Origin of the sequence: Arthrobacter sp. efr-133-R2A-120 (assembly GCF_030209835.1) — a bacterium.
In the GTDB taxonomy this organism is placed as follows: domain Bacteria; phylum Actinomycetota; class Actinomycetes; order Actinomycetales; family Micrococcaceae; genus Arthrobacter.
This window is the reverse complement of sequence record NZ_JARVRF010000012.1, coordinates 35,093-53,216: the sequence shown is the minus strand read 5'-3', so window position 1 is coordinate 53,216 and position 18,124 is coordinate 35,093. Positions and strand designations below refer to the sequence as shown.

17 protein-coding genes are annotated in these 18,124 nt (G+C 63.2%); 13 read left to right on the top strand and 4 right to left on the bottom strand.

Annotation, left to right across the window (positions count from 1 at the left end; translation table 11 throughout):
- The 8 genes from QRN52_RS08290 to QRN52_RS08255 form a co-directional block, all read left to right on the top strand.
- The coding region (locus QRN52_RS08290; protein ID WP_284752253.1) for an HNH endonuclease signature motif containing protein at positions 1–1,679 on the top strand (1,679 nt) is incomplete at its 5' end.
- Between the two features lie 119 nt (positions 1,680–1,798).
- Positions 1,799–2,704: a helix-hairpin-helix domain-containing protein gene (locus QRN52_RS08285; protein WP_284752252.1), complete on the top strand. Its 906-nt coding sequence runs from the start codon at positions 1,799–1,801 to the stop codon at positions 2,702–2,704.
- A gap of 31 nt (positions 2,705–2,735) precedes the next feature.
- Positions 2,736–4,376, top strand: a complete 1,641-nt coding sequence (locus tag QRN52_RS08280; protein ID WP_284752251.1) for a ComEC/Rec2 family competence protein — start codon at positions 2,736–2,738, stop codon at positions 4,374–4,376.
- Between the two features lie 70 nt (positions 4,377–4,446).
- Complete coding sequence (holA, locus tag QRN52_RS08275; protein ID WP_284752250.1) at positions 4,447–5,463, top strand: DNA polymerase III subunit delta; 1,017 nt, start codon at positions 4,447–4,449, stop codon at positions 5,461–5,463.
- A gap of 535 nt (positions 5,464–5,998) precedes the next feature.
- Entirely contained in the window at positions 5,999–7,396 is a 1,398-nt protein-coding gene (locus tag QRN52_RS08270) for a hypothetical protein (RefSeq protein ID WP_284752249.1), read from the top strand.
- Positions 7,393–8,004 (top strand): ATP-binding cassette domain-containing protein, encoded by a 612-nt coding sequence (locus QRN52_RS08265; RefSeq protein WP_350225138.1) that lies wholly within the window; start codon positions 7,393–7,395, stop codon positions 8,002–8,004. The genes QRN52_RS08270 and QRN52_RS08265 overlap by 4 nt, the downstream gene beginning before the upstream one ends.
- A complete protein-coding gene (locus QRN52_RS08260) occupies positions 8,001–8,540 on the top strand; it encodes a hypothetical protein (RefSeq protein WP_284752248.1) in 540 nt (179 codons plus the stop codon). Before QRN52_RS08265 ends, QRN52_RS08260 begins: the two co-directional genes overlap by 4 nt.
- A 3-nt stretch (positions 8,541–8,543) precedes the next feature.
- Positions 8,544–9,116, top strand: coding sequence for a hypothetical protein (locus QRN52_RS08255; RefSeq protein WP_284752247.1), 573 nt, complete (start codon positions 8,544–8,546; stop codon positions 9,114–9,116).
- A gap of 58 nt (positions 9,117–9,174) precedes the next feature.
- On the opposite strand, the gene rpsT is transcribed toward QRN52_RS08255, so the two are convergent.
- Positions 9,175–9,435, bottom strand: a complete 261-nt coding sequence (gene rpsT / locus QRN52_RS08250) for a 30S ribosomal protein S20 (RefSeq protein WP_028267110.1) — start codon at positions 9,433–9,435, stop codon at positions 9,175–9,177.
- 170 nt (positions 9,436–9,605) lie between these two features.
- Positions 9,606–10,175, bottom strand: a complete 570-nt coding sequence (locus QRN52_RS08245; RefSeq protein WP_284752246.1) for a type II toxin-antitoxin system PemK/MazF family toxin — start codon at positions 10,173–10,175, stop codon at positions 9,606–9,608.
- A gap of 204 nt (positions 10,176–10,379) precedes the next feature.
- Between QRN52_RS08245 and lepA the strand changes: the two genes are divergently transcribed.
- Positions 10,380–12,233 (top strand): translation elongation factor 4, encoded by a 1,854-nt coding sequence (gene lepA, locus QRN52_RS08240; RefSeq protein ID WP_284752245.1) that lies wholly within the window; start codon positions 10,380–10,382, stop codon positions 12,231–12,233.
- 78 nt (positions 12,234–12,311) lie between these two features.
- Positions 12,312–13,541: a radical SAM family heme chaperone HemW gene (hemW, locus tag QRN52_RS08235; RefSeq protein WP_284752244.1), complete on the top strand. Its 1,230-nt coding sequence runs from the start codon at positions 12,312–12,314 to the stop codon at positions 13,539–13,541.
- A 40-nt stretch (positions 13,542–13,581) separates the two neighbouring features.
- Here hemW and QRN52_RS08230 read toward each other — a convergent pair whose 3' ends face one another.
- Positions 13,582–13,995: a DUF4870 domain-containing protein gene (locus tag QRN52_RS08230; RefSeq protein WP_284752243.1), complete on the bottom strand. Its 414-nt coding sequence runs from the start codon at positions 13,993–13,995 to the stop codon at positions 13,582–13,584.
- A gap of 102 nt (positions 13,996–14,097) precedes the next feature.
- Complete coding sequence (locus QRN52_RS08225; RefSeq protein ID WP_284752242.1) at positions 14,098–14,952, bottom strand: DUF3097 domain-containing protein; 855 nt, start codon at positions 14,950–14,952, stop codon at positions 14,098–14,100.
- A 180-nt stretch (positions 14,953–15,132) separates the two neighbouring features.
- Between QRN52_RS08225 and hrcA the strand changes: the two genes are divergently transcribed.
- The 3 genes from hrcA to QRN52_RS08210 all read left to right on the top strand — a co-directional run bounded on the left by hrcA (position 15,133) and on the right by QRN52_RS08210 (position 18,124).
- The gene (hrcA, locus tag QRN52_RS08220; RefSeq protein ID WP_284752241.1) at positions 15,133–16,146 is read left to right on the top strand and encodes a heat-inducible transcriptional repressor HrcA; all 1,014 of its coding nucleotides are present in this window, start codon (positions 15,133–15,135) and stop codon (positions 16,144–16,146) included.
- A 68-nt stretch (positions 16,147–16,214) separates the two neighbouring features.
- The gene (gene dnaJ / locus QRN52_RS08215) at positions 16,215–17,345 is read left to right on the top strand and encodes a molecular chaperone DnaJ (protein ID WP_284752240.1); all 1,131 of its coding nucleotides are present in this window, start codon (positions 16,215–16,217) and stop codon (positions 17,343–17,345) included.
- Between the two features lie 2 nt (positions 17,346–17,347).
- On the top strand, positions 17,348–18,124 hold the full coding sequence (locus QRN52_RS08210) for a 16S rRNA (uracil(1498)-N(3))-methyltransferase (protein ID WP_284752239.1): 777 nt from the start codon (positions 17,348–17,350) through the stop codon (positions 18,122–18,124).

The following is an 18,124-nucleotide window of genomic DNA, read 5'->3' as shown; positions in this document are numbered from 1 at the left end:
CAGTGAGGTCGCTGGCCGGCAAGGCGGCCGACGACGTCGGACGGCTGGGTTTCCAGGAGGCCGTCGCGTTCGCGTCCGGGGTGGAGACACTCTCCCGCACCATGGATTATCTCCAACTGCTCGCCGCCGCAGGGCTGGACCGGGCCCGTAACGAAGAACCCGCCGCCGGGCCGGGCCGGACCACGGGCTGGACGACAGGCTGGGCTGCCGATGCGGAGACCGGCTCCGGCGCGGGCTGGACGTCCGGGACCACGCCAGCCCCCACGGACACGCAGGATGGTGCCGCCGGCTCCGGGCAGGATGGCGCCGCCGGCTCCGCGCAGGCTGGAAGCGGCCGGGGCGGGGAGTTCAGGTCCACAGCCGAGCACCTGCGGTCGTTGCTGCGGATCAGTACCGCCGAGGCCGGCCGCCGGCTTGCGCTGGCCCGGGAGTTGCTGCCGGGCCGCGGCCTGACCGGAGAAACGGTCCCTGCCCGGCATGAGGAAACCGCCGCGGCGCTGGCGTCCGGCGTGATCGGGTCCCGCCCGGCCGGGATCATCACGACGGCCGTGGCGAAGGTCCGACCGCTGTGCGGCCCGGAGAAGGCCGCGGAGATGGAACACGCCCTGGTCCGCACCGCGGAGGAAAACGACCAGGACTTCCTGGCCAGGTTGGCGCGGCGCTGGGTCGACGCGATCGACCAGGACGGCCCGGAACCGTCCGAAGAATCCCTGCGCCACCACCAAGGAGCGTTCCTGCGCCGCCCCAAGCACGGGCTCCAACACGTGGAGATCTTCGCCACCACCGAGCAATACGAGCACCTGCTCACGGTCATGAACACCGCTGCCAACCCCCGCACCCGCAGCACAGCAGCCCAGGGCGCCGGTCAGGTCAGCGCGGTTCCTGCCTGCGCGGAAGCATGCGGCAAGGCATCCGCCGAGGCATCCGGCGAACCATGCGTAGATCCGTCACCGTCCGGCGATTCGTCCGAGAGTGCCGGGGCGCTGGAGCGGCGGTCGAGGGCGCAGAAGCTGCTGGACGGTCTGGTCGGCGCCTGCCGGCTCGCCCTGGCCACAGGGTCCCTGCCCGCCGCGGGCGGGCACCGCCCGCAGATCCTGGCCACCATCAACCACCGCGACCTCTTCCCCCACGACCACCGGCATCCCCAGCCCGGGCAAGCTTCACAGGCCGGACAACCTTCACCCTTCGGGCAGTCTTCACCCTCCGGGCCACCTTCCCCCGGACAGCCCGCATTGTTCAACCGCCCCCGGCAAGGCAGCAGCACCGGGTCGTTCACGTTCACCGGGCCCGTCCCGGCAGCCACGTTGCGCAGACTCGCCTGCGACGCGGACATCATCCCCGTGGTCCTGGGCGGCGAGGGCCAGGTCCTGGACATCGGCCGGGCCTCAAGGATCTTCCCGCCGCACCTGCGCAAAGCCATCACCGCGCGGGACAAGGGCTGCGCCTTCCCCGGGTGCACCATGCCGGCCCCGTGGTGCGAGGCCCACCACATCGAGTACTGGTCCCGCGGCGGACCCACCAGCGCCGCCAACGGCACGCTGCTCTGCAGCCACCACCATCACCTGATCCACAAGGAAGACTGGCGCATCCAAGTCCAAACAGGCGTGCCCTGGTTCATCCCGCCACCCCACATCGACCCGGACCGGAAACCCCGAAGAAACCACTACTTCCAAATATGAGCCCGCCTTGGGCCGTGTCATGCGGCCACTGATCCTCCACAGGCACTCTGCGGCGGCCCTGTCCACATAGCACCGATCCGGGCTGCAGCTGCGAGCATGGAAGTTCTAGGCTCGTGGATATGCCACGTAGGAACCGAGCTTCACCCGCGGACGACGCTGCGAGTGCCGCCCGGCTCCGATTCGCTGTCCGTCTTGCGCCAACGTCGGACGAAGAGGCGGTCGCGAAACCGAGGCACGACAACAAGACGGAACCTTTGCTTCCGATGGGTACCTTGATGGCATCCGCATCGGATATGGACGATGCTGGAGCGCAGTCAGCCACCGAAGACTTGTCCGAAGAGGCAGGATCCCCATCGCGGCTTCGGTGGCGCACACCATGGCGCGTAGCGGTGTTGTTGTCTTTGCCTTGTTTGCTGCTGGTGGTTTGGTTCTTCTGGCAGTCATGGTCCGGGCAGCCGATGATTGAGCCCCTCGTCCGAGGTTCACATGCGGGAGGAACTCCGGAAGCGGGCACGGGTAGCGGAAAAGCCGGTGTCAACGGGGCTCCGGAATCTCCCAACGGCGCCCAGTTACTTATCGTGCACGTCGCGGGTGCGGTGAAGAATCCGGGCATCGTCAGGGTGCCCGCCGGTGCGCGGGTATTCGATGCGATCGCTGCAGCTGGTGGTGCGGATCCAGCAGCCGAGTTGGACAGCCTCAACCTTGCCGCCGTCGTCGAGGACTCGGCGAAGATTCATGTTCCGAGGATAGGGGAGGCGGCTCCGTCGCAGCTTGCGGGACCAGTCGGCGGTGGCCCAACGGCCGGTGGCACGGGGGCCGGGACCTCTGCCGGCGGCAAAGTCAATCTCAACACCGCGACCGCTGAGGAACTGGATACCTTGCCGAAGGTCGGCCCCGTCCTGGCAAAACGGATCGTCGAATGGCGGCAGCAACACGGTCCGTTCGCTTCCGTGGAGGACCTCGATGCAGTGGATGGTGTTGGTCCCAAGATGATGGAATCCCTTCTGCCCTTGGTGACGGTCTAGGGTGAGCGGAGGCAAGGCGGGCCCGGGGCGCGTGGACCTTCGACTGGCCCCCTCTGCCATTCTCACGTGGGCTGTTTCCCTTGCCTCCGCCTATCTACCTCCGCTGTGGACGGGAGTTGTGTGCGTGGCTTTGGCCGTCGCCGCCTGTCTTCTTCTCATTGCTCGGGCCGTGGCCCCTCAAAGCCTGAGGACCTTTCCTGCCACGTTGGCTGTTGCGTGTTTGTTTGCCGCAGCCGTGGCCGCCCACGCCGCGACGCAGGTCGGACCGCGCCAGGACGGTCCGGTTGCCGACGCTGCGGCGGCGCGCGACTCGGTTGTCATTCATGTGTTAATCGTGGGTGATCCCCGCGAATTTGGCACGGACTCACGTGGATCGGGACGGTGGGCCGTACCCGCCGAAGTGATTGATATGGCGGCCGACGGCATGTTGATCCGCACCCGCACAAGAATTCTGCTGACCGGAGGCGAAGGTTGGGACCAGGTCGTCAAGGGACAGGAGGTACGAACCGCCGGCAAGCTGAAGCCGGCAAAGCCAGGACAGGTCGAGGCCGGTGTCCTTGCCGCCGCCACCCCACCCATGCGGCCGGACTCGCGGCGCAAGACGGAAGCAAGGCACCAGCCGGGGGGACCTGCCAACATTCCCCAAGGTCCAGCGCAATTGAAAAGGCAATTCAGTTCCGCCGCCGAGTGGTTGCAGGGCGACGCCGCCGGACTCCTACCAGGAATGGTCACGGGCGACACCACCGGCCTGGACGAAGGCCTGGAGGCCGCGATGAAAACCACCAGCACCACCCACCTCACCGCCGTGAGTGGTGCAAACTGCAGCCTCATTCTTGGCGGCCTGGTGCTCCTCGCGAGGAGCTTTCGGCTTGCCAGGGGAGTCGCGGCAATCGTGGCCCTTGCTTGCTTGGCGGCCTTTGTCATGATGGTCGGACCGGACGCGAGCGTCCTGAGGGCGGCAGTCATGGGTGCTATCGGCCTCACCGCGCTGAGTAGTGGCCGGCGGGGCCGGAGCCTGGGCTTTCTCTGCCTCGCGGTCACTGGCCTGCTCATCCTGGACCCCTCACTTGGTACGAGTGTGGGGTTCCTCTTGTCTGTCCTCGCTACCCTGGGAATTGTCCTGTTGGCACGGCCCATCGCCTCCTGGGCTCCGACGTGGGTGCCCTCCTGGCTAGCCTCCGCCGTCGCCGTCCCCTTGGGCGCACAACTTCTGTGCAGCCCGGTCATCGTGGCCTTGCAACCCCAATTCTCCGGCTACTCATTGCTGACCAATATCGCAGTCGCCCCGTTTGTCGCACCCGTGACGATCCTGGGAACCATTGCGGTTCCCCTCGTTCCGCTGATTCCCTGGCTTTCGGTCATTCCCATGGCCATCGCCGGGGCCAGCGCGGAAATCGTGGCGGCAATCGCCAGGTTCTTCGCAGGACTTCCGGGAGCGGCCCTGCCGTGGCCTGAAGGTCCAACGGGAATCGCCACCATGCTTCTCTGGTCTGTTGTGACCATCCTGATTGTGTGGCTGGTCCTGCATCCGACGTTGGCGGGCTCAGCTGTAATGTCGTTGCACCGCCGCTTGGTGTTGCTCATAGCCGCGGGGGAGTCGGTCGTCCGGCGTCGACGGGCCAAGGCCCATTCCGGGTCTCGCCGCCGCCCCGTAGGCGGGCCGCGCGTATGAGGATCACCGCCCGGGACGCTGAACGTGGGAGACTGGGATTCTGCAAAAACCCTTCTGGAAGGAAGCAACGTTGGCTGCTGCCCAGGTCTCCAAGGCTAAAACTTCCGCGGCAAACACCGCCAGCTGGCGGGACGTTACCCCGTCCGCGGTAGTGCTTATCACCGGCCCTGAGGAATACCTCGGAATCCGTGCCATGGATCGGATCCGCTCTCAGGTGCGGGCCGCAGCGCCGGAAGTGGAAATCAGCAAGCTCAATGCCGGAAGCTACGAGTCCGGTTCCCTCGCAATGGCGGTCACGCCGTCGCTGTTCGACGAGGCCAAACTTATCGAGATCGAGGGCCTCGAGTCGATGACCGATGCCTTCCTTGCCGATGCCTTGAAATACGTAGCCCAACCGGAGAGCGACGTCGTGTTGGTCCTTCGCCACGGTGGCGGAGTGCGCGGAAAGAAGCTCCTGGACGCCATCAAGTCCTCTGGATGGCCGGTGGTGGACTGCCAACCCTTGAAAAAGGACGCCGAGAAAACAGCATTCGTCGTCTCGGAATTCAAGGCAGGCGGCCGTCGCATCGAGGCGGAAGCCGTCCAGGCCCTCGTCAATGCGGTCGGCGCCAGCCTCTCCGAGCTCGCTGCCGCATGCAACCAGCTCATCGCGGACGCTACCACCGCGGTCGACGCAGCCACAGTGGAGCGCTACTACGGCGGCCGCGTGGAAGCCACGGCATTCAAGGTTGCGGACGCCGCCATGGCCGGCAACGGGCCGCAGGCCCTGTCCAGCCTCCGGCATGCCCTTGCCACTGGGGTTGACCCGGTGCCGCTGGTGGCCGCCCTTGCCGCGAAGCTCCGCACCTTGGCCAAGGTTGCAGGAGCCCAGGGGTCGTCGGCACAGGTCGCCAAGCAGCTTGGCATGCAGCCATGGCTGGTGGAACAAGCCCAGCGGGACGTCCGGCGTTGGACCCCTGAAGGCCTGATCCGTTCCATCCAAGTCACGGCAGAAGCGGATGCCCAAGTAAAGGGCCTCTCCCGGGATCCCGTGTACGCGGTAGAGCACGCCGTCACGGTCATTTCGAACGCGGCCCGAGGCCGCTAAGCCCACGCGTGACACCCATATTGTTGGGCGACACGCACATTTCCTGGCGACGCCCGAATCCCCCTGCGTCGCTAGTCCATTTGCGCGTCGTGAGTCGAACCCCGAAGTCCTAAATACCCTGATGCCGGAACCCGGCGCGTCGCACGCATAACACTCACAGGCGGCACACTCATAGGCGGCCTGGCTACCACTCAATTCCGCGGCAATCACTACTCAATTTCGGGCAATGACCACTCAAATTCAGGCAAACGGCTACCTCGGCGGTCTTTTTGACCGTAGATTTCGCTGTGGGGGAGTCCTTCCTCCGGATGACGAGCCCGCTGTGTCAGCCCTCTGAGATGCCGGACGGGTGACTACGAAAATCACTGTATGAAAGGAACATTCATGTCAACTCCCGTTGAGAGCCGGAGCCGCACCAACGGCTCATTCACATGGAAGATGGCGAAAATTTGGTCTGGCCAAGAAGTGGGCGCTGAAGCAGTTCGTTGCATGGTAAACCGCTAACACTTACGTACCAGCCCATGAGAAGGCCACAATGAACTCGCCTGACGTCACCCAAAGACGTACTCGTGTATACGCTGTGGTCCTCTCCGGGTGCAAGGCCATCTTCACAAACGATTTTCGGCGCAGGTCCCATCGGTTCCAGGACCTTCTGTCGAGTTTAGGCTTTCCAGCTCACGCTACGACCATCAACAACGCACTGATCTTTGGGCATTTGTTGACATTACTCATCATCGGCGTGGGTATGGTGTGGACGCCCCAGCCAGCTGGGTTAGCCACATTGGGAATTCCGCTAAGCACTCCTGACCTGGTGAGCATCGCGGCGGTGCTGTTGGCAGTAGCGCTCATACAAGCGAGGCGTCGCTACAGCCAATCCCACCGTTGCTGGAACACCGTGTCAGCACCCCTGGGGGTTGGGATGCGCGCGGGTTTGGTCCTTACGGATCTGGGTCTTGCCAGCATGCTCATCCTTCAGAACCTGCGGTGGCACGAGGTTAGTAATCTATTAGCCGTCGGGGCCCTCGTTGTTTCATCATTTTTTGTCGTGGCACCCCTGAAGAGAACGGCGAGCCGGGTGCTCGTTATTTTGATTGTTGCCTTATCTGCGAGCAGCTTGATTCTTCTGTTTGCGAATGCGTCGTGGTTGGAGGTCGATGACACCCTAGGCTCTGGATTGGGTTACAAATTGTTGTTGATCATGGCAGGCACTGTTCTTACGGCAGCTTCCACGCCTGTTCTATACAGGGTCACCGCTCATCCCCGTGCACTGCATGGCCGTGGGTTGCTGACTGATTTATCAATTAAGGCGGGAAGTCTATTTTTCTTGTCAAGCTTGGCCTTGTCGGTCATGGAAATGACACCGTGGCCGTGGACGGCGCCGTTTATTGCTCTCGTTGTCTTCTTCTCGGGGGTAGTTCTGTATCGATCGTCTTTCGTAAGGATCTCGTCACCCGAAACCTTGGGCTTTGCCCTATTCCTAGTAAGGCTTAAACCGTCCTGGGTAAAGCCCCTCATTATCCGCAGCCTGGTAACTGCGATCGTAGTAACCGCACCCTTGACCTTTATGTTGTGTGTATTCCTCCTTTTGGGAAAGTACACCCAGGCGGCGGTCTTGCTCGTTGCCCTTGTCGCGCTCGAGATAAGCATCGACGCCTTGATCGTCCAGCGTCGGACGGCCGTTATGCCGGCCTCGCACATCGCGAAGTTGGCGCAGAAATCCAAGGCCGGATTAGGCGCAGCACTTTGCGCTGGCCTCGCAGTTGTGTTCTCAGGCATTCTGAGGACCGCTGCACCGCAAGCAACAAACGGTCCTTGGCTTGGCATCGCGTCTGGCGGACTTACTCTCGTGGCTGTGCTCTTGGCCGCCCTTGTTCTCAACGACGCGCCTGCATGGCTGCGTGAACTGTCTGCCACCGAAACGGAGGACACCTGAAATCTCTGGCGCGTGTCGATCATGCCTTTGGATCCCACGTCATATTTGACGGAGCTGCCGTAGATCTTCCGGACCGCGGCGTTGTTGCGCTTCGAGGGCCGAATGGATGCGGCAAAACGACGCTACTCAAGCTCCTCGGCGGTATGATCTCGACGTCGTGCACGGAAATCGAGCGGTGGAGAAAGGACTTCACGGCGGTCTATCTAGACACGGACTTTCTTACCCTCGACTACCTCACGGTAGAAGAACACTTGGATATGGTCAGGCCGCTGATTGGCCCGTCTGAGATGCCGGAAGATGAAGGGCATCATCTTCTGACGGAACTGATGATGCCAACCAAGGTCGCAGACCTATCCCTCGGACAGCGCCAGCGACTTGTTCTGACAGTAGCTTTGGCACTCAGGAACGTCGATGTCCTTCTTCTCGACGAGCCCCTTAACGGATTGGACCAGCTAGCCTCTTTAGTCGCACGCCAGTCAATCCTCGCCGTAGGAAGAGGCCGACTGGTCCTCGTGGCTACACACGAGGATGACCACTGGAGCGACTACGATCTCGCGATCCGCCAAAAGGATACAGTCGAACTGCGCCCAACAGGAGCGCGAAAATGAGCAGTCGTCTCACCAATAGCGTTCGCGCTCCTTTCAAAGCCGTGCGTTCCCACTTCCCGTATCTGGGCACCGATTCCTTGAAAATTCTGATCGCCATGGCCTGCGGGATAGGTTTTGCTTCTCTCTTCACGTGGGGCAGCAGCAGTGACGTGACTTCGATTAGCGCGCCAGGAATACTTCTGCACAACGCTTCCTTGGCTGTTCTCGCTCTTTTCCTGACCCACTACGGTGCGATCGTCATGATGATCCTCAACGGCTTTTGGCTCGGGATGGGCCTGGTTGCCAGTACAGCGGCTGTTGGCCTTCACCAGACCGTTGCGCTCACCGCGGTCCACGTTCCCCTCGAGATCGTAGCGTGGACGCTCACAATCCACGGGGCACGCCTATTTTGGCCAACACTTCTCGGAACGGTCAGAGGAGAACACGGTTGGCGTCACGTGGCTCACAAGATGCGCGAAGTACTCATCGCCGCAGCTACCTTCTACTTCCTGGCTGCCCTGGCCGAGTGGGCCGAACATGCACTACTCGAAAGGTAAGTAATGACCTCCACGAGCCCAAAGACGTCCGATCAGCCCACACCGCAGAGCCCGAAGAAGATCAACCCGGTCTGGATCATCTGCCTCCTGCTCGCATACACTGCTGCTGCCCAATTCGCTGTGGGGCCGAGTATTGGACGGCTGGCCACGGAAAATGCCGAACACAACCAGTTTTCGAGCCAAGAAGTGCTCCTCACCTTCCTCCGCGTAGGCGTCATTGCCTGGAGTATCCTGGCATCGTTTCTGCAAGCCCTCATATTGAGGCTTATATACAAGGGCATCGTCAAAGGACATGGCCCCACCTTTGGAGCCAGCTGGTTTTGGGTTCTTCTAGGTCAAATCCCGTTCATCGCCACTGTCCTCGTCATGGGTCTGTTTTTGCAGCCCGAAGCGCCCGGTCTCCTCGGTCAAGCCTGGGTGCGTATTCTGTTCGGCACGATCGCGGGGGCCATCTACATTGCGGCTGCCAAGAAGGTGTTTGTTGCCCCGAACGGGCGCCTTGCGATGCTCTTCCTCATCGTCGCCGTCGTGAACTCCGTCCTGCTCGTCTCAGGTAGCTCAGCCTTAAATACCTGAGGCCGGCACCCAATGGATGCCGGCCTCACGCGTTCAGCTCAGTCGAACTGGAAAAACCTTAGAGTGCGTTGACCTTTTTGGAGATCGCCGACTTGCGGTTTGCAGCGTTGTTCTTGTGAATAACGCCCTTGCTGACAGCCTTATCCAGCTTACGGCTGGCAGCAACAAGAGCCTTTGCAGCGGCATCCTTGTCCGTGGACTCAACGGCGGTGGCAACGGCGCGGATGGCCGTCTTCAGCTCAGACTTGACAGCGTTGTTACGCAGGCGAGCCTTCTCGTTGGTGAGGATGCGCTTCTTCTGGGACTTGATATTAGCCACGTGTGTGAACTCTCTTTTTAATGCGGAAATGGTCTAGAGGGTTTTCAGGTTGGCCATCGACTGAGCGGCGTGGGGATGCCTATGGCAGCCAACCATGAGTGGCCGTCGACCTGCACGGACACACAGCCATAAATATTATCAGACTCGGCGCTTTTCCGGGGATTTCGGGTCTATGCCGGATCGTGTCGCCCGTTGAGCCGACGCGCCACTAGTTGGAAAGTGCGTTTGTCGAGGACGGCACCCTCGCGCCGGACGTCCGCCGGATTGACGCGAACCACCCGGTCTACCTTGACCTCACTGGGCCGGCCTTGGGGGTCCCAGGCGCCGGTCCCGATGTCGATGTAGCCGTCTGAATGGAGCCCGTTGTCGTGGTCTTTGCTGGTCAGCATCAGCCCCAGCAGCCACCCGCCGTCGTGCCCAATCAGCAGGACCGGCCGGTCCTTACCTTGGGAATAATCCTCTTCGTAAGGGACCCAGGACCACACGATTTCTCCGGGGTCTGGTTTGCCGTCGGGGTTGGGGGCGTACCGCGGAGACACGGCGCCCCTGAAGTCGCCCGGGTAGGGGCGTGAAAGCTGCCCGACGCCGGTGCTTGCGTTCCGTGTCCGGCTCGCCGTCGCCGCGGCCCCGGCTTTCGGGGATGGGCGAGCGGGTGCGCCATCCGGGGCTCCTATGATCCGTCGAAGGTAGCCCAAGGAGCCTTTGAGGAGCCTGCCAAGCAAATGTGTGTCCGATGCCATGGCTCCACCGTACTTTCCATTGCCATGCCGCGTCGCGCATCAAGTTGCTCACCATGCGTTCCCACATTGCGACGGCGCCCGATCACAGTGCACAAGCGGCGTCGTGTTCATGGGAGACTATTAGTTCAGATATGCGGCATCGGCCGGAATGGTCCAGGCCAGTCCGGAGTCCGGCCGTGTGAGTATCGACAGTAAGGACCCTGCGTGTCTCCCATGGCCCGCACCGCACCGGTGCCCGCCGCGACAGATCCGGCCATCATCCGGAACTTCTGCATCATCGCCCACATCGACCACGGTAAATCCACCTTGGCCGACCGCATGTTGCAGTACACCGGCGTCGTTAAGTCCCGCGACATGAAGGCCCAGTATCTGGACCGCATGGATATCGAACGCGAACGCGGCATCACCATCAAGTCCCAGGCTGTCCGCATGCCTTGGGAACTTGACGGCACCAGCTACGCCCTGAACATGATCGATACCCCTGGCCACGTTGACTTCACCTATGAGGTTTCCCGTTCCCTCGCGGCCTGTGAAGGTGCGGTCCTGTTGGTGGACGCGGCGCAAGGCATCGAGGCCCAGACCCTCGCCAACCTCTACCTGGCGATGGAAAACAACCTGACCATCATTCCGGTGCTCAACAAGATCGACCTCCCGGCCGCCCAGCCCGAAAAGTATGCGGCGGAACTCGCCAACCTGATCGGCGGCGACCCCGAGGACGTGCTTCGCGTATCCGGCAAGACCGGCGTCGGCGTGGAGGCCCTCCTGGACAAGATCGTCCGCGATCTTCCAGCCCCTGTCGGCGACCCCAGCGCACCGGCCCGCGCCATGATCTTCGACTCCGTGTATGACACATATCGCGGCGTGGTCACCTACGTCCGTGTCGTGGACGGCATGCTGCACCCGCGCGAGCGGATCCAGATGATGTCCACCCGTGCCACGCACGAACTCCTGGAAATCGGTGTCAGCTCTCCGGAGCCCACTCCCTCCAAGGGACTGGGCGTCGGCGAAGTAGGCTACTTGATCACCGGTGTGAAGGACGTCCGCCAGTCGAAGGTCGGCGACACCGTGACCAACCTGGCCAAGCCCGCTTCCGAGTCCCTCGCCGGCTACGCCGATGCCAAGCCTATGGTCTTCTCCGGTTTGTACCCCTTGGACGGCACGGACTATCCCGTGCTCCGGGATGCCCTTGAGAAGCTGATGCTCAACGACGCAGCGCTCGTCTACGAACCGGAGACGTCTGCCGCCCTCGGCTTCGGTTTCCGCGTGGGCTTCCTTGGCCTGCTGCACCTGGAAATCACCCGTGAGCGCCTCGAACGCGAGTACAACCTCGACCTCATCTCCACCGCTCCCAACGTTGAGTACGAGGTCACGCTGGAGGACAAGCGGGTCATCCACGTCACCAACCCCAGCGAGTACCCCACGGGCAAGATCGCCGAGGTCCGCGAGCCGATGGTGTCGGCCACCATCCTGGCGCCCAATGAGTTTGTGGGTGCCATCATGGAGCTCTGCCAGAGCCGCCGCGGCGTCATGGGCGGCATGGACTACCTCTCCGAAGACCGCGTGGAAATCCGCTACCGCTTGCCGCTGGCCGAAATCGTCTTCGACTTCTTCGACATCCTCAAGTCCAAGACCCGAGGCTACGGTTCGCTGGACTGGAAGGCCGACGGCGAGCAGGTCGCCGACCTGGTCAAGGTGGACATCATGCTCCAGGGTGAGCAGGTTGACGCTTTCAGCGCCATCACCCACCGTGACAAGGCCTACGCCTACGGGGTCATGATGACTGGCAAGCTGCGCGAGCTCATTCCCCGCCAGCAGTTCGAGGTGCCCATCCAGGCCGCTATCGGCTCGCGGATCATTGCCCGCGAGAGCATCCGCGCCATCCGCAAGGACGTCCTTGCCAAGTGCTACGGCGGTGACATCACCCGTAAGCGCAAACTTCTGGAAAAGCAGAAGGAAGGCAAGAAGCGCATGAAGATGGTGGGCCGCGTGGAAGTTCCACAGGAAGCGTTCATCGCCGCCCTGACCACCGACGAATCCAAGGACAAGGCCAAGAAGTAATGCGGCTTTTCGCCCGGAACGCTGCGGGACAGGCTCGCCCTGAAGCGGCGCGCACAGGACAGGCCCGGGGGGAATTCCGTGCCTAGCGTTCTTCCCCTCGGGGATCCGGCACCCGCGGACGGCCTCTTGCCGCCGCAGGTGCTCGACGGCGTCGATTCACGCAAGTTCGGACTATACGTCCACATACCCTTCTGCGCCGTGCGTTGCGGATACTGCGATTTCAACACCTACACTGCCACCGAGCTTGGTGGCGGCGCCTCCCAGGACGCCTACGCGTCCACCGCCATTTCGGAAGTGGAGTTCGCCGTCCGGGCCATGGAAGCCTCAGGGCTGCCTCAGCGGCCCCTGAGCACAGTGTTCTTCGGCGGCGGCACACCGACACTGCTGCCTGCTGAAGATCTCGCACGCATCCTGACGGCCGCCGTCGGGCACTGGGGACTGGAAGCGGGAGCCGAAGTCACCACTGAAGCGAACCCGGACTCCGTGACGCCGGAATCCCTCCAACTGCTCGCCGACGCCGGCTTCACCCGGATTTCCTTTGGCATGCAGTCGGCGGTCCCGCACGTGCTCAAAGTCCTGGACCGTACGCACACACCCAGCCGGGTTCCCTTGGTTGTCCAGTGGGCGCGCGACGCCGGCCTTGCCGTGAGCCTCGACCTCATCTACGGCACTCCGGGCGAGTCCATGGCTGATTGGCAGACGTCCTTGGAGACTGCTTTGTCCTACGGTCCGGACCACATCAGTGCCTACGCGCTGATCGTGGAAGAAGGCACCAAGCTCGCGGCACAGATCCGGCGCGGAGAAGTGCCCGGGATCGACGACGACGACCACGCCGCCAAGTACGAACTCGCCGATCAGCTGATCAGAGCCGCCGGGCTGGACTGGTACGAAGTCAGCAATTGGTCCCGCACACCGGAACAGGCATGCAAACACAACCTTGCCTACTGGCGGGGGGACGATTGGTGGGGAATCGGACCCGGCGCGCATTCCCACATGGGCGGCGTCCGCTGGTGGAACGTCAAACACCCCACCGCCTATGCCAACAGGCTCGGTAGCGGAGTCTCGCCCGCCGCTGGCCGCGAAACGCTCGACGCCGGAACCCGGGAAGTGGAACGCATCATGCTGGAGGCGCGCCTCGGCACCGGGCTGCAGGTCGATGCCCTCGACAAGGTGGGTCGCCACGCCGTCGCGGGCCTCATCGCGGACGGCCTGGTTGAGCCTGGAGCAGCCTTCCAAGGACGGCTGATCCTGACACTCAAGGGCCGGCTACTCGCGGATGCCGTGGTCCGCCGGATCCTTCCGGACTAATGTCCGGCGCGGGAACCGGCACAGGGATCGCGAAGACCCTCTACTTGATCCAGCGCAGGTTGAAGCGGTAGCGGTGCGGCTGTCCGTGGTTCACGCGGATTCCGGCCGACACCGAGAAGCAGGTCACTGCGACCCAGATTCCCGTGGCAAGGACAGCGAACAGGTTTCCCACCACCGGGAGCAAGACCAGGATGTTGGCGAGCACTGCCGCAATCGTCGGGGGCAACGTGAAGTTCAGCGCCTCCTTGGATTCCTGGGCCGTGAACGGGCCACGTTCGCGGAAGATCAAGTAGATCAGGAGCGAAGGCACGCAGCCGAGGATCCCTCCGAAGTGCGCCAGGGTTGCCCACTGCCGGTCTTCCGAGGCGGTCAAGGGCAGCGCGTTGGCAGGAACGCCGTGGTACTGGGACTGGCCCGAGGCGCCGTCCCGATCGTCAGGAGCGTTGTCTGCCACAGTTTCTTCCTTCGAGTATCTATCGGTGCAGTGTTGCTGTCCCAGAATACTTGCTCGGCACGCGATCAGCCGACCAACCACCGTGCCCGAGGCAGGTAATCATCAGGGAACGGTCAGGAAATCGATGACTTCCTCCACGCGACCCAGCAAAGAGGCTTCCAAATCGGCGTAGCTGTGGACGGCGCCCAGAAGCTTTTGCCACCCCAGTCCGATGTCTTCGGCCGTCTCATGCGGCCAGCCGAACGACTTCAGGATGCCGGTCTTCCAATCGGTGCCCCGCGCGACGGTCGGCCATTGCTCGATCCCCAATACTTTGGGCCGGATTGCCTGCCAGACGTCCACATAGGGGTGACCGACGATCAGGACGTTTCCCGTGGCGCCCGGCAGCGTCATGGCGTCGGCAGCAATCCGCGACTCCTTCGAATCCGGCACCAAGTGGTCCACCAGGATCCCGAGCCGTCGGCCCGGACCGGGGGAGAACGCGGCAATGGCCGCCTTGAGATCGTCCACACCGTGCAAGGGCTCGACGACGATGCCCTCCACCCGGAGATCGTCTCCCCACACCTTTTCCACGAGTTCGGCGTCGTGCTTGCCTTCCACCCAGATCCGGCTTGCCTTGGCGACCTGGGCCCGCTGTCCGGCGACGCGGACGGAACCTGATGCCGTCCTGCCTGCTTGCGGCGCGCCCTTGGCGGCCGGGCGTGGCGCTGGCGGCAGGAGCTTCACTGCTTGGCCCTCCAGCAGGAATCCGAAGCCGAGCCGGAACGATTTGGTCTTACCCCGCCGGTCCTCAAGCACCACAATGTGCATGCCTCCGGACTTCTCCACCCTGGTCACGGCCCCGACCCAACCGGACTGAACGTCCTCGAGAACCATCCCGCGTTCAACGGGCACTTCAGGCAGTTGCCGTTTGGCCGGCGAGGAGAGGTCTTGCGGGCCCCAATTGTCGTAAGACACGGTCTTCACACCACTTTGCGCTAAGGGATCGGTCACGGTCCGTGGCATTCCGCAGGACCGCGCGGGAATCATGTTCGCCGCGAGCGGTACCAATGCTAACAACGAGGTGGCTCATACTAGACTTGTTAGCACTTGGGCATGTTGAGTGCTAACTGTTGAAATGTTGATCGGAGGTGGGCAGTGAGCGAACCACGCAAGCTTGAAGTGTTGCGCGCCATCGTGGAGGACTACGTTCACTCCCGCGAGCCCGTCGGCTCCAAAGCCTTGGTCGAACGGCACCATTTGGGAGTGTCGAGCGCCACCATCCGCAATGACATGGCCCTCCTGGAAGAAGAAGGCCTCATTGCGGCGCCCCACACGAGTGCGGGCCGCATCCCTACGGACAAGGGTTACCGCTTGTTCGTCGACCGTATTTCCGAGGTCAAGCCGCTTTCGGCTGCCGAGCGCCGGGCAATCCACTCGTTGCTTGAGGGACCCGACGACGTCGAGGACATCCTTGAGCGCACCGTCCGGCTCCTCTCCCAACTGACCAACCAGGTCGCCGTCGTACAGTATCCGCACCTGAGCCGCGCGCGCGTCCGGCACATCGAGTTTGTCCTTTTGGCGCCGCGCCAGATCCTGGTGGTGTTGATCGCCGATTCGGGCAAAGTGGAACAGGGCGTTGTGCACGCAGCGGCGGACGCCACCGACGAAGAGCTCATGGCCCTGCGCGGGCGATTCCTTGGGAGTATTTCCGGCTCCCAGCTCGACCTCATGCCGCAGGTCCTGCCCTCGGTGGTTGCCTTGTGCCCGCCGGCGCTCCGGAACCTTGCCGGCGCCCTTGCCCTCGGCCTGGAAAGGCTTGCCGAGCGGAGCCGCGACGAACGCATGGTCATGGCAGGCACGGCAAACCTGGCCCGCTCCAATGTGGACTTCCCGCTGAGCATCGGTCCGGTCCTCGAAGCGCTCGAGGAGCAGGTGGTCATGTTGCGGCTGTTGTCGGACATGGCGGAGGACCCCCGGGGCGTCACGGTGAGCATCGGGCGCGAAAACCCCTATGACGGGCTCTCCGAAGCTTCCGTCGTTGCCACGGGCTACGGTCCGGGCAGCAGCGCCAAGATCGGGATTCTTGGACCCACCCGCATGGACTATCCGAACACCATGGCGGCCGTCCGTGCCGTCGCACGCTACCTTTCCCGCATTCTGGGCGGCTGACGGCTTCGGCTGGAAACCGCCGCACAAGAAACGCAGTGTAACCGTAAAACAAGGAAGAGATACCGACTTTGAGCAGCCACTATGACGTTCTGGGCGTCTCGCCGGAAGCAACCGGCGAGGAGATCAAGAAGGCCTACCGCAAGCTCGCACGAAAGCTGCACCCCGATGTGAACCCAGGTGCCGGCGCTGCCGAGGAATTCAAGGCCGTAACTCATGCTTACGAGGTCCTCTCCGACCCCCAGAAGCGCCGCGTCTACGACGCCACCGGCAACGAGAACGGGACCGACAACGGTTTCGGCGGAGGCTACGCGGGCCAGGGATTCGCCTTCCAGGACATCTTCGACACCTTCTTCGGTGGCGGAGGTGGCGGCATGCAAGGCCCCGCATCACGCATGCGCCGGGGGCAGGACGCTCTGATCAGCGTCCGCATCGACCTGCGCGAGGCCGTCTTCGGTGTCAACAAGAAGCTTGAGGTGGACACCGCTGTCATCTGTCCCACCTGCGAGGGCTCATGCTGCCGTCCGGGCACCCACCCCGAGCGCTGCGACATCTGTGGCGGCTCGGGCCAGGTCCAGCGTGCAGTACGCTCGATTCTCGGCCAGGTCATGACGGCCGCACCGTGTGGATCGTGCGAAGGTTTCGGTTCGATCATCAAGGATCCTTGTAATGAGTGCAGCGGCCAAGGCCGTATCCGCAGCCGCCGTTCACTGACCGTCAAGGTGCCAGGCGGCGTTGCTACCGGAACCCGCATCCAGCTATCGTCGCAAGGCGAAGCAGGTCCCGCCGGCGGACCTCCCGGTGACCTCTACGTGGAGATCCGGGTCAACAGCGATTCCACCTACATACGGGAAGGCGACGACCTTCACGCAACGCTGAGCGTTCCCATGACCGCCGCGGCATTGGGTACCGAGCTTCAGCTTGATACTTTCGATGGCCCCCAGGAGATCGACGTCAAGTCCGGCACGCAATCCGGCGAAGTCATCACCCTGCGCGGGCTCGGCGTCACCCACCTCCGCGGCTACGGCAGGGGAGACCTCAAGGTGCACCTGCACGTCGAGACGCCCGGCAAGCTCGACGCCGCACAGGAAGACTTGCTACGCCAACTGGCGAAGTTGCGCGGAGAGCAGTTCACCGAAGGCAAGCTTGTGGCCAGTGGCGGTATGTTCGCGAAGCTGCGGGATAAGCTCGGTAACCTGTAGCGGTGAGCAACCCCGTATTCTTCACAGCAGCCGGAACGCTTGACGGGCTCGGCCCTGGTGACGCTTTCGTGCTCGACGGCGCCGAGGCAAGGCACGCTGTCACCGTCAAGCGCCTTGAAATTGGCGAATCGGTCGATATCGCCGACGGTGCCGGTAAACGGCTCACGGGCACCGTGACGGAATCCGGGCAGGGAACCTTGACAGTCCTTGCCTCCACCGTCCAGGAGGAGCACCAGCCGACGGTGCGGCTCGTGTTGGTCCAGGCCCTCGCGAAAGGCGACCGGGACGAGCTTGCCGTCGAAACGGCAACGGAACTCGGGATCGACGCCGTCGTGCCCTGGCAAGCGGAACGTTCCATCGTCCGTTGGAAGGGTGACCGGGCTGCCAAAGCCCACGCCAAATGGCAATCCGTCGCCACAGCAGCCGCCAAGCAGGCGCGGCGCGCGTGGATTCCCGAGGTGCGTGCCGCCGTCGACGGCTCGGGCTTGGCCGCGGCCGTTGCCGCGGCCGATCTGGCGATCATCCTGCACGAGGACGCGAAACGCCCGTTGCGTGAGGTTCTGGAGAAGTGGCAGGGCGAGGCTTCTAACGCGGATGCCGGAGATGGACTGGAAGTCCTGCTCATCGTCGGCCCCGAGGGTGGCATTTCACCGCGCGAAGTGACCAAGCTCAGCGACGTCGGTGCCGTCACCGCACTCTTGGGCCACCACGTGCTTCGCTCGTCGACGGCGGGCCCCGCCGCCGTCGTGCTGGCCAGCGACATTCTGGGGCGCTGGTAG

Excerpts from the sequence above, each read along its gene's own strand:
- QRN52_RS08285 (WP_284752252.1), top strand. The coding sequence starts at position 1,799 with ATGCCACGTAGGAACCGAGCTTCACCCGCGGACGACGCTGCGAGTGCC.
- QRN52_RS08255 (WP_284752247.1), top strand. The coding sequence starts at position 8,544 with ATGACCTCCACGAGCCCAAAGACGTCCGATCAGCCCACACCGCAGAGC.
- QRN52_RS08270 (WP_284752249.1), top strand. The coding sequence starts at position 5,999 with ATGAACTCGCCTGACGTCACCCAAAGACGTACTCGTGTATACGCTGTG.
- QRN52_RS08260 (WP_284752248.1), top strand. The coding sequence starts at position 8,001 with ATGAGCAGTCGTCTCACCAATAGCGTTCGCGCTCCTTTCAAAGCCGTG.
- QRN52_RS08245 (WP_284752246.1), bottom strand. The coding sequence starts at position 10,175 with ATGGCATCGGACACACATTTGCTTGGCAGGCTCCTCAAAGGCTCCTTG.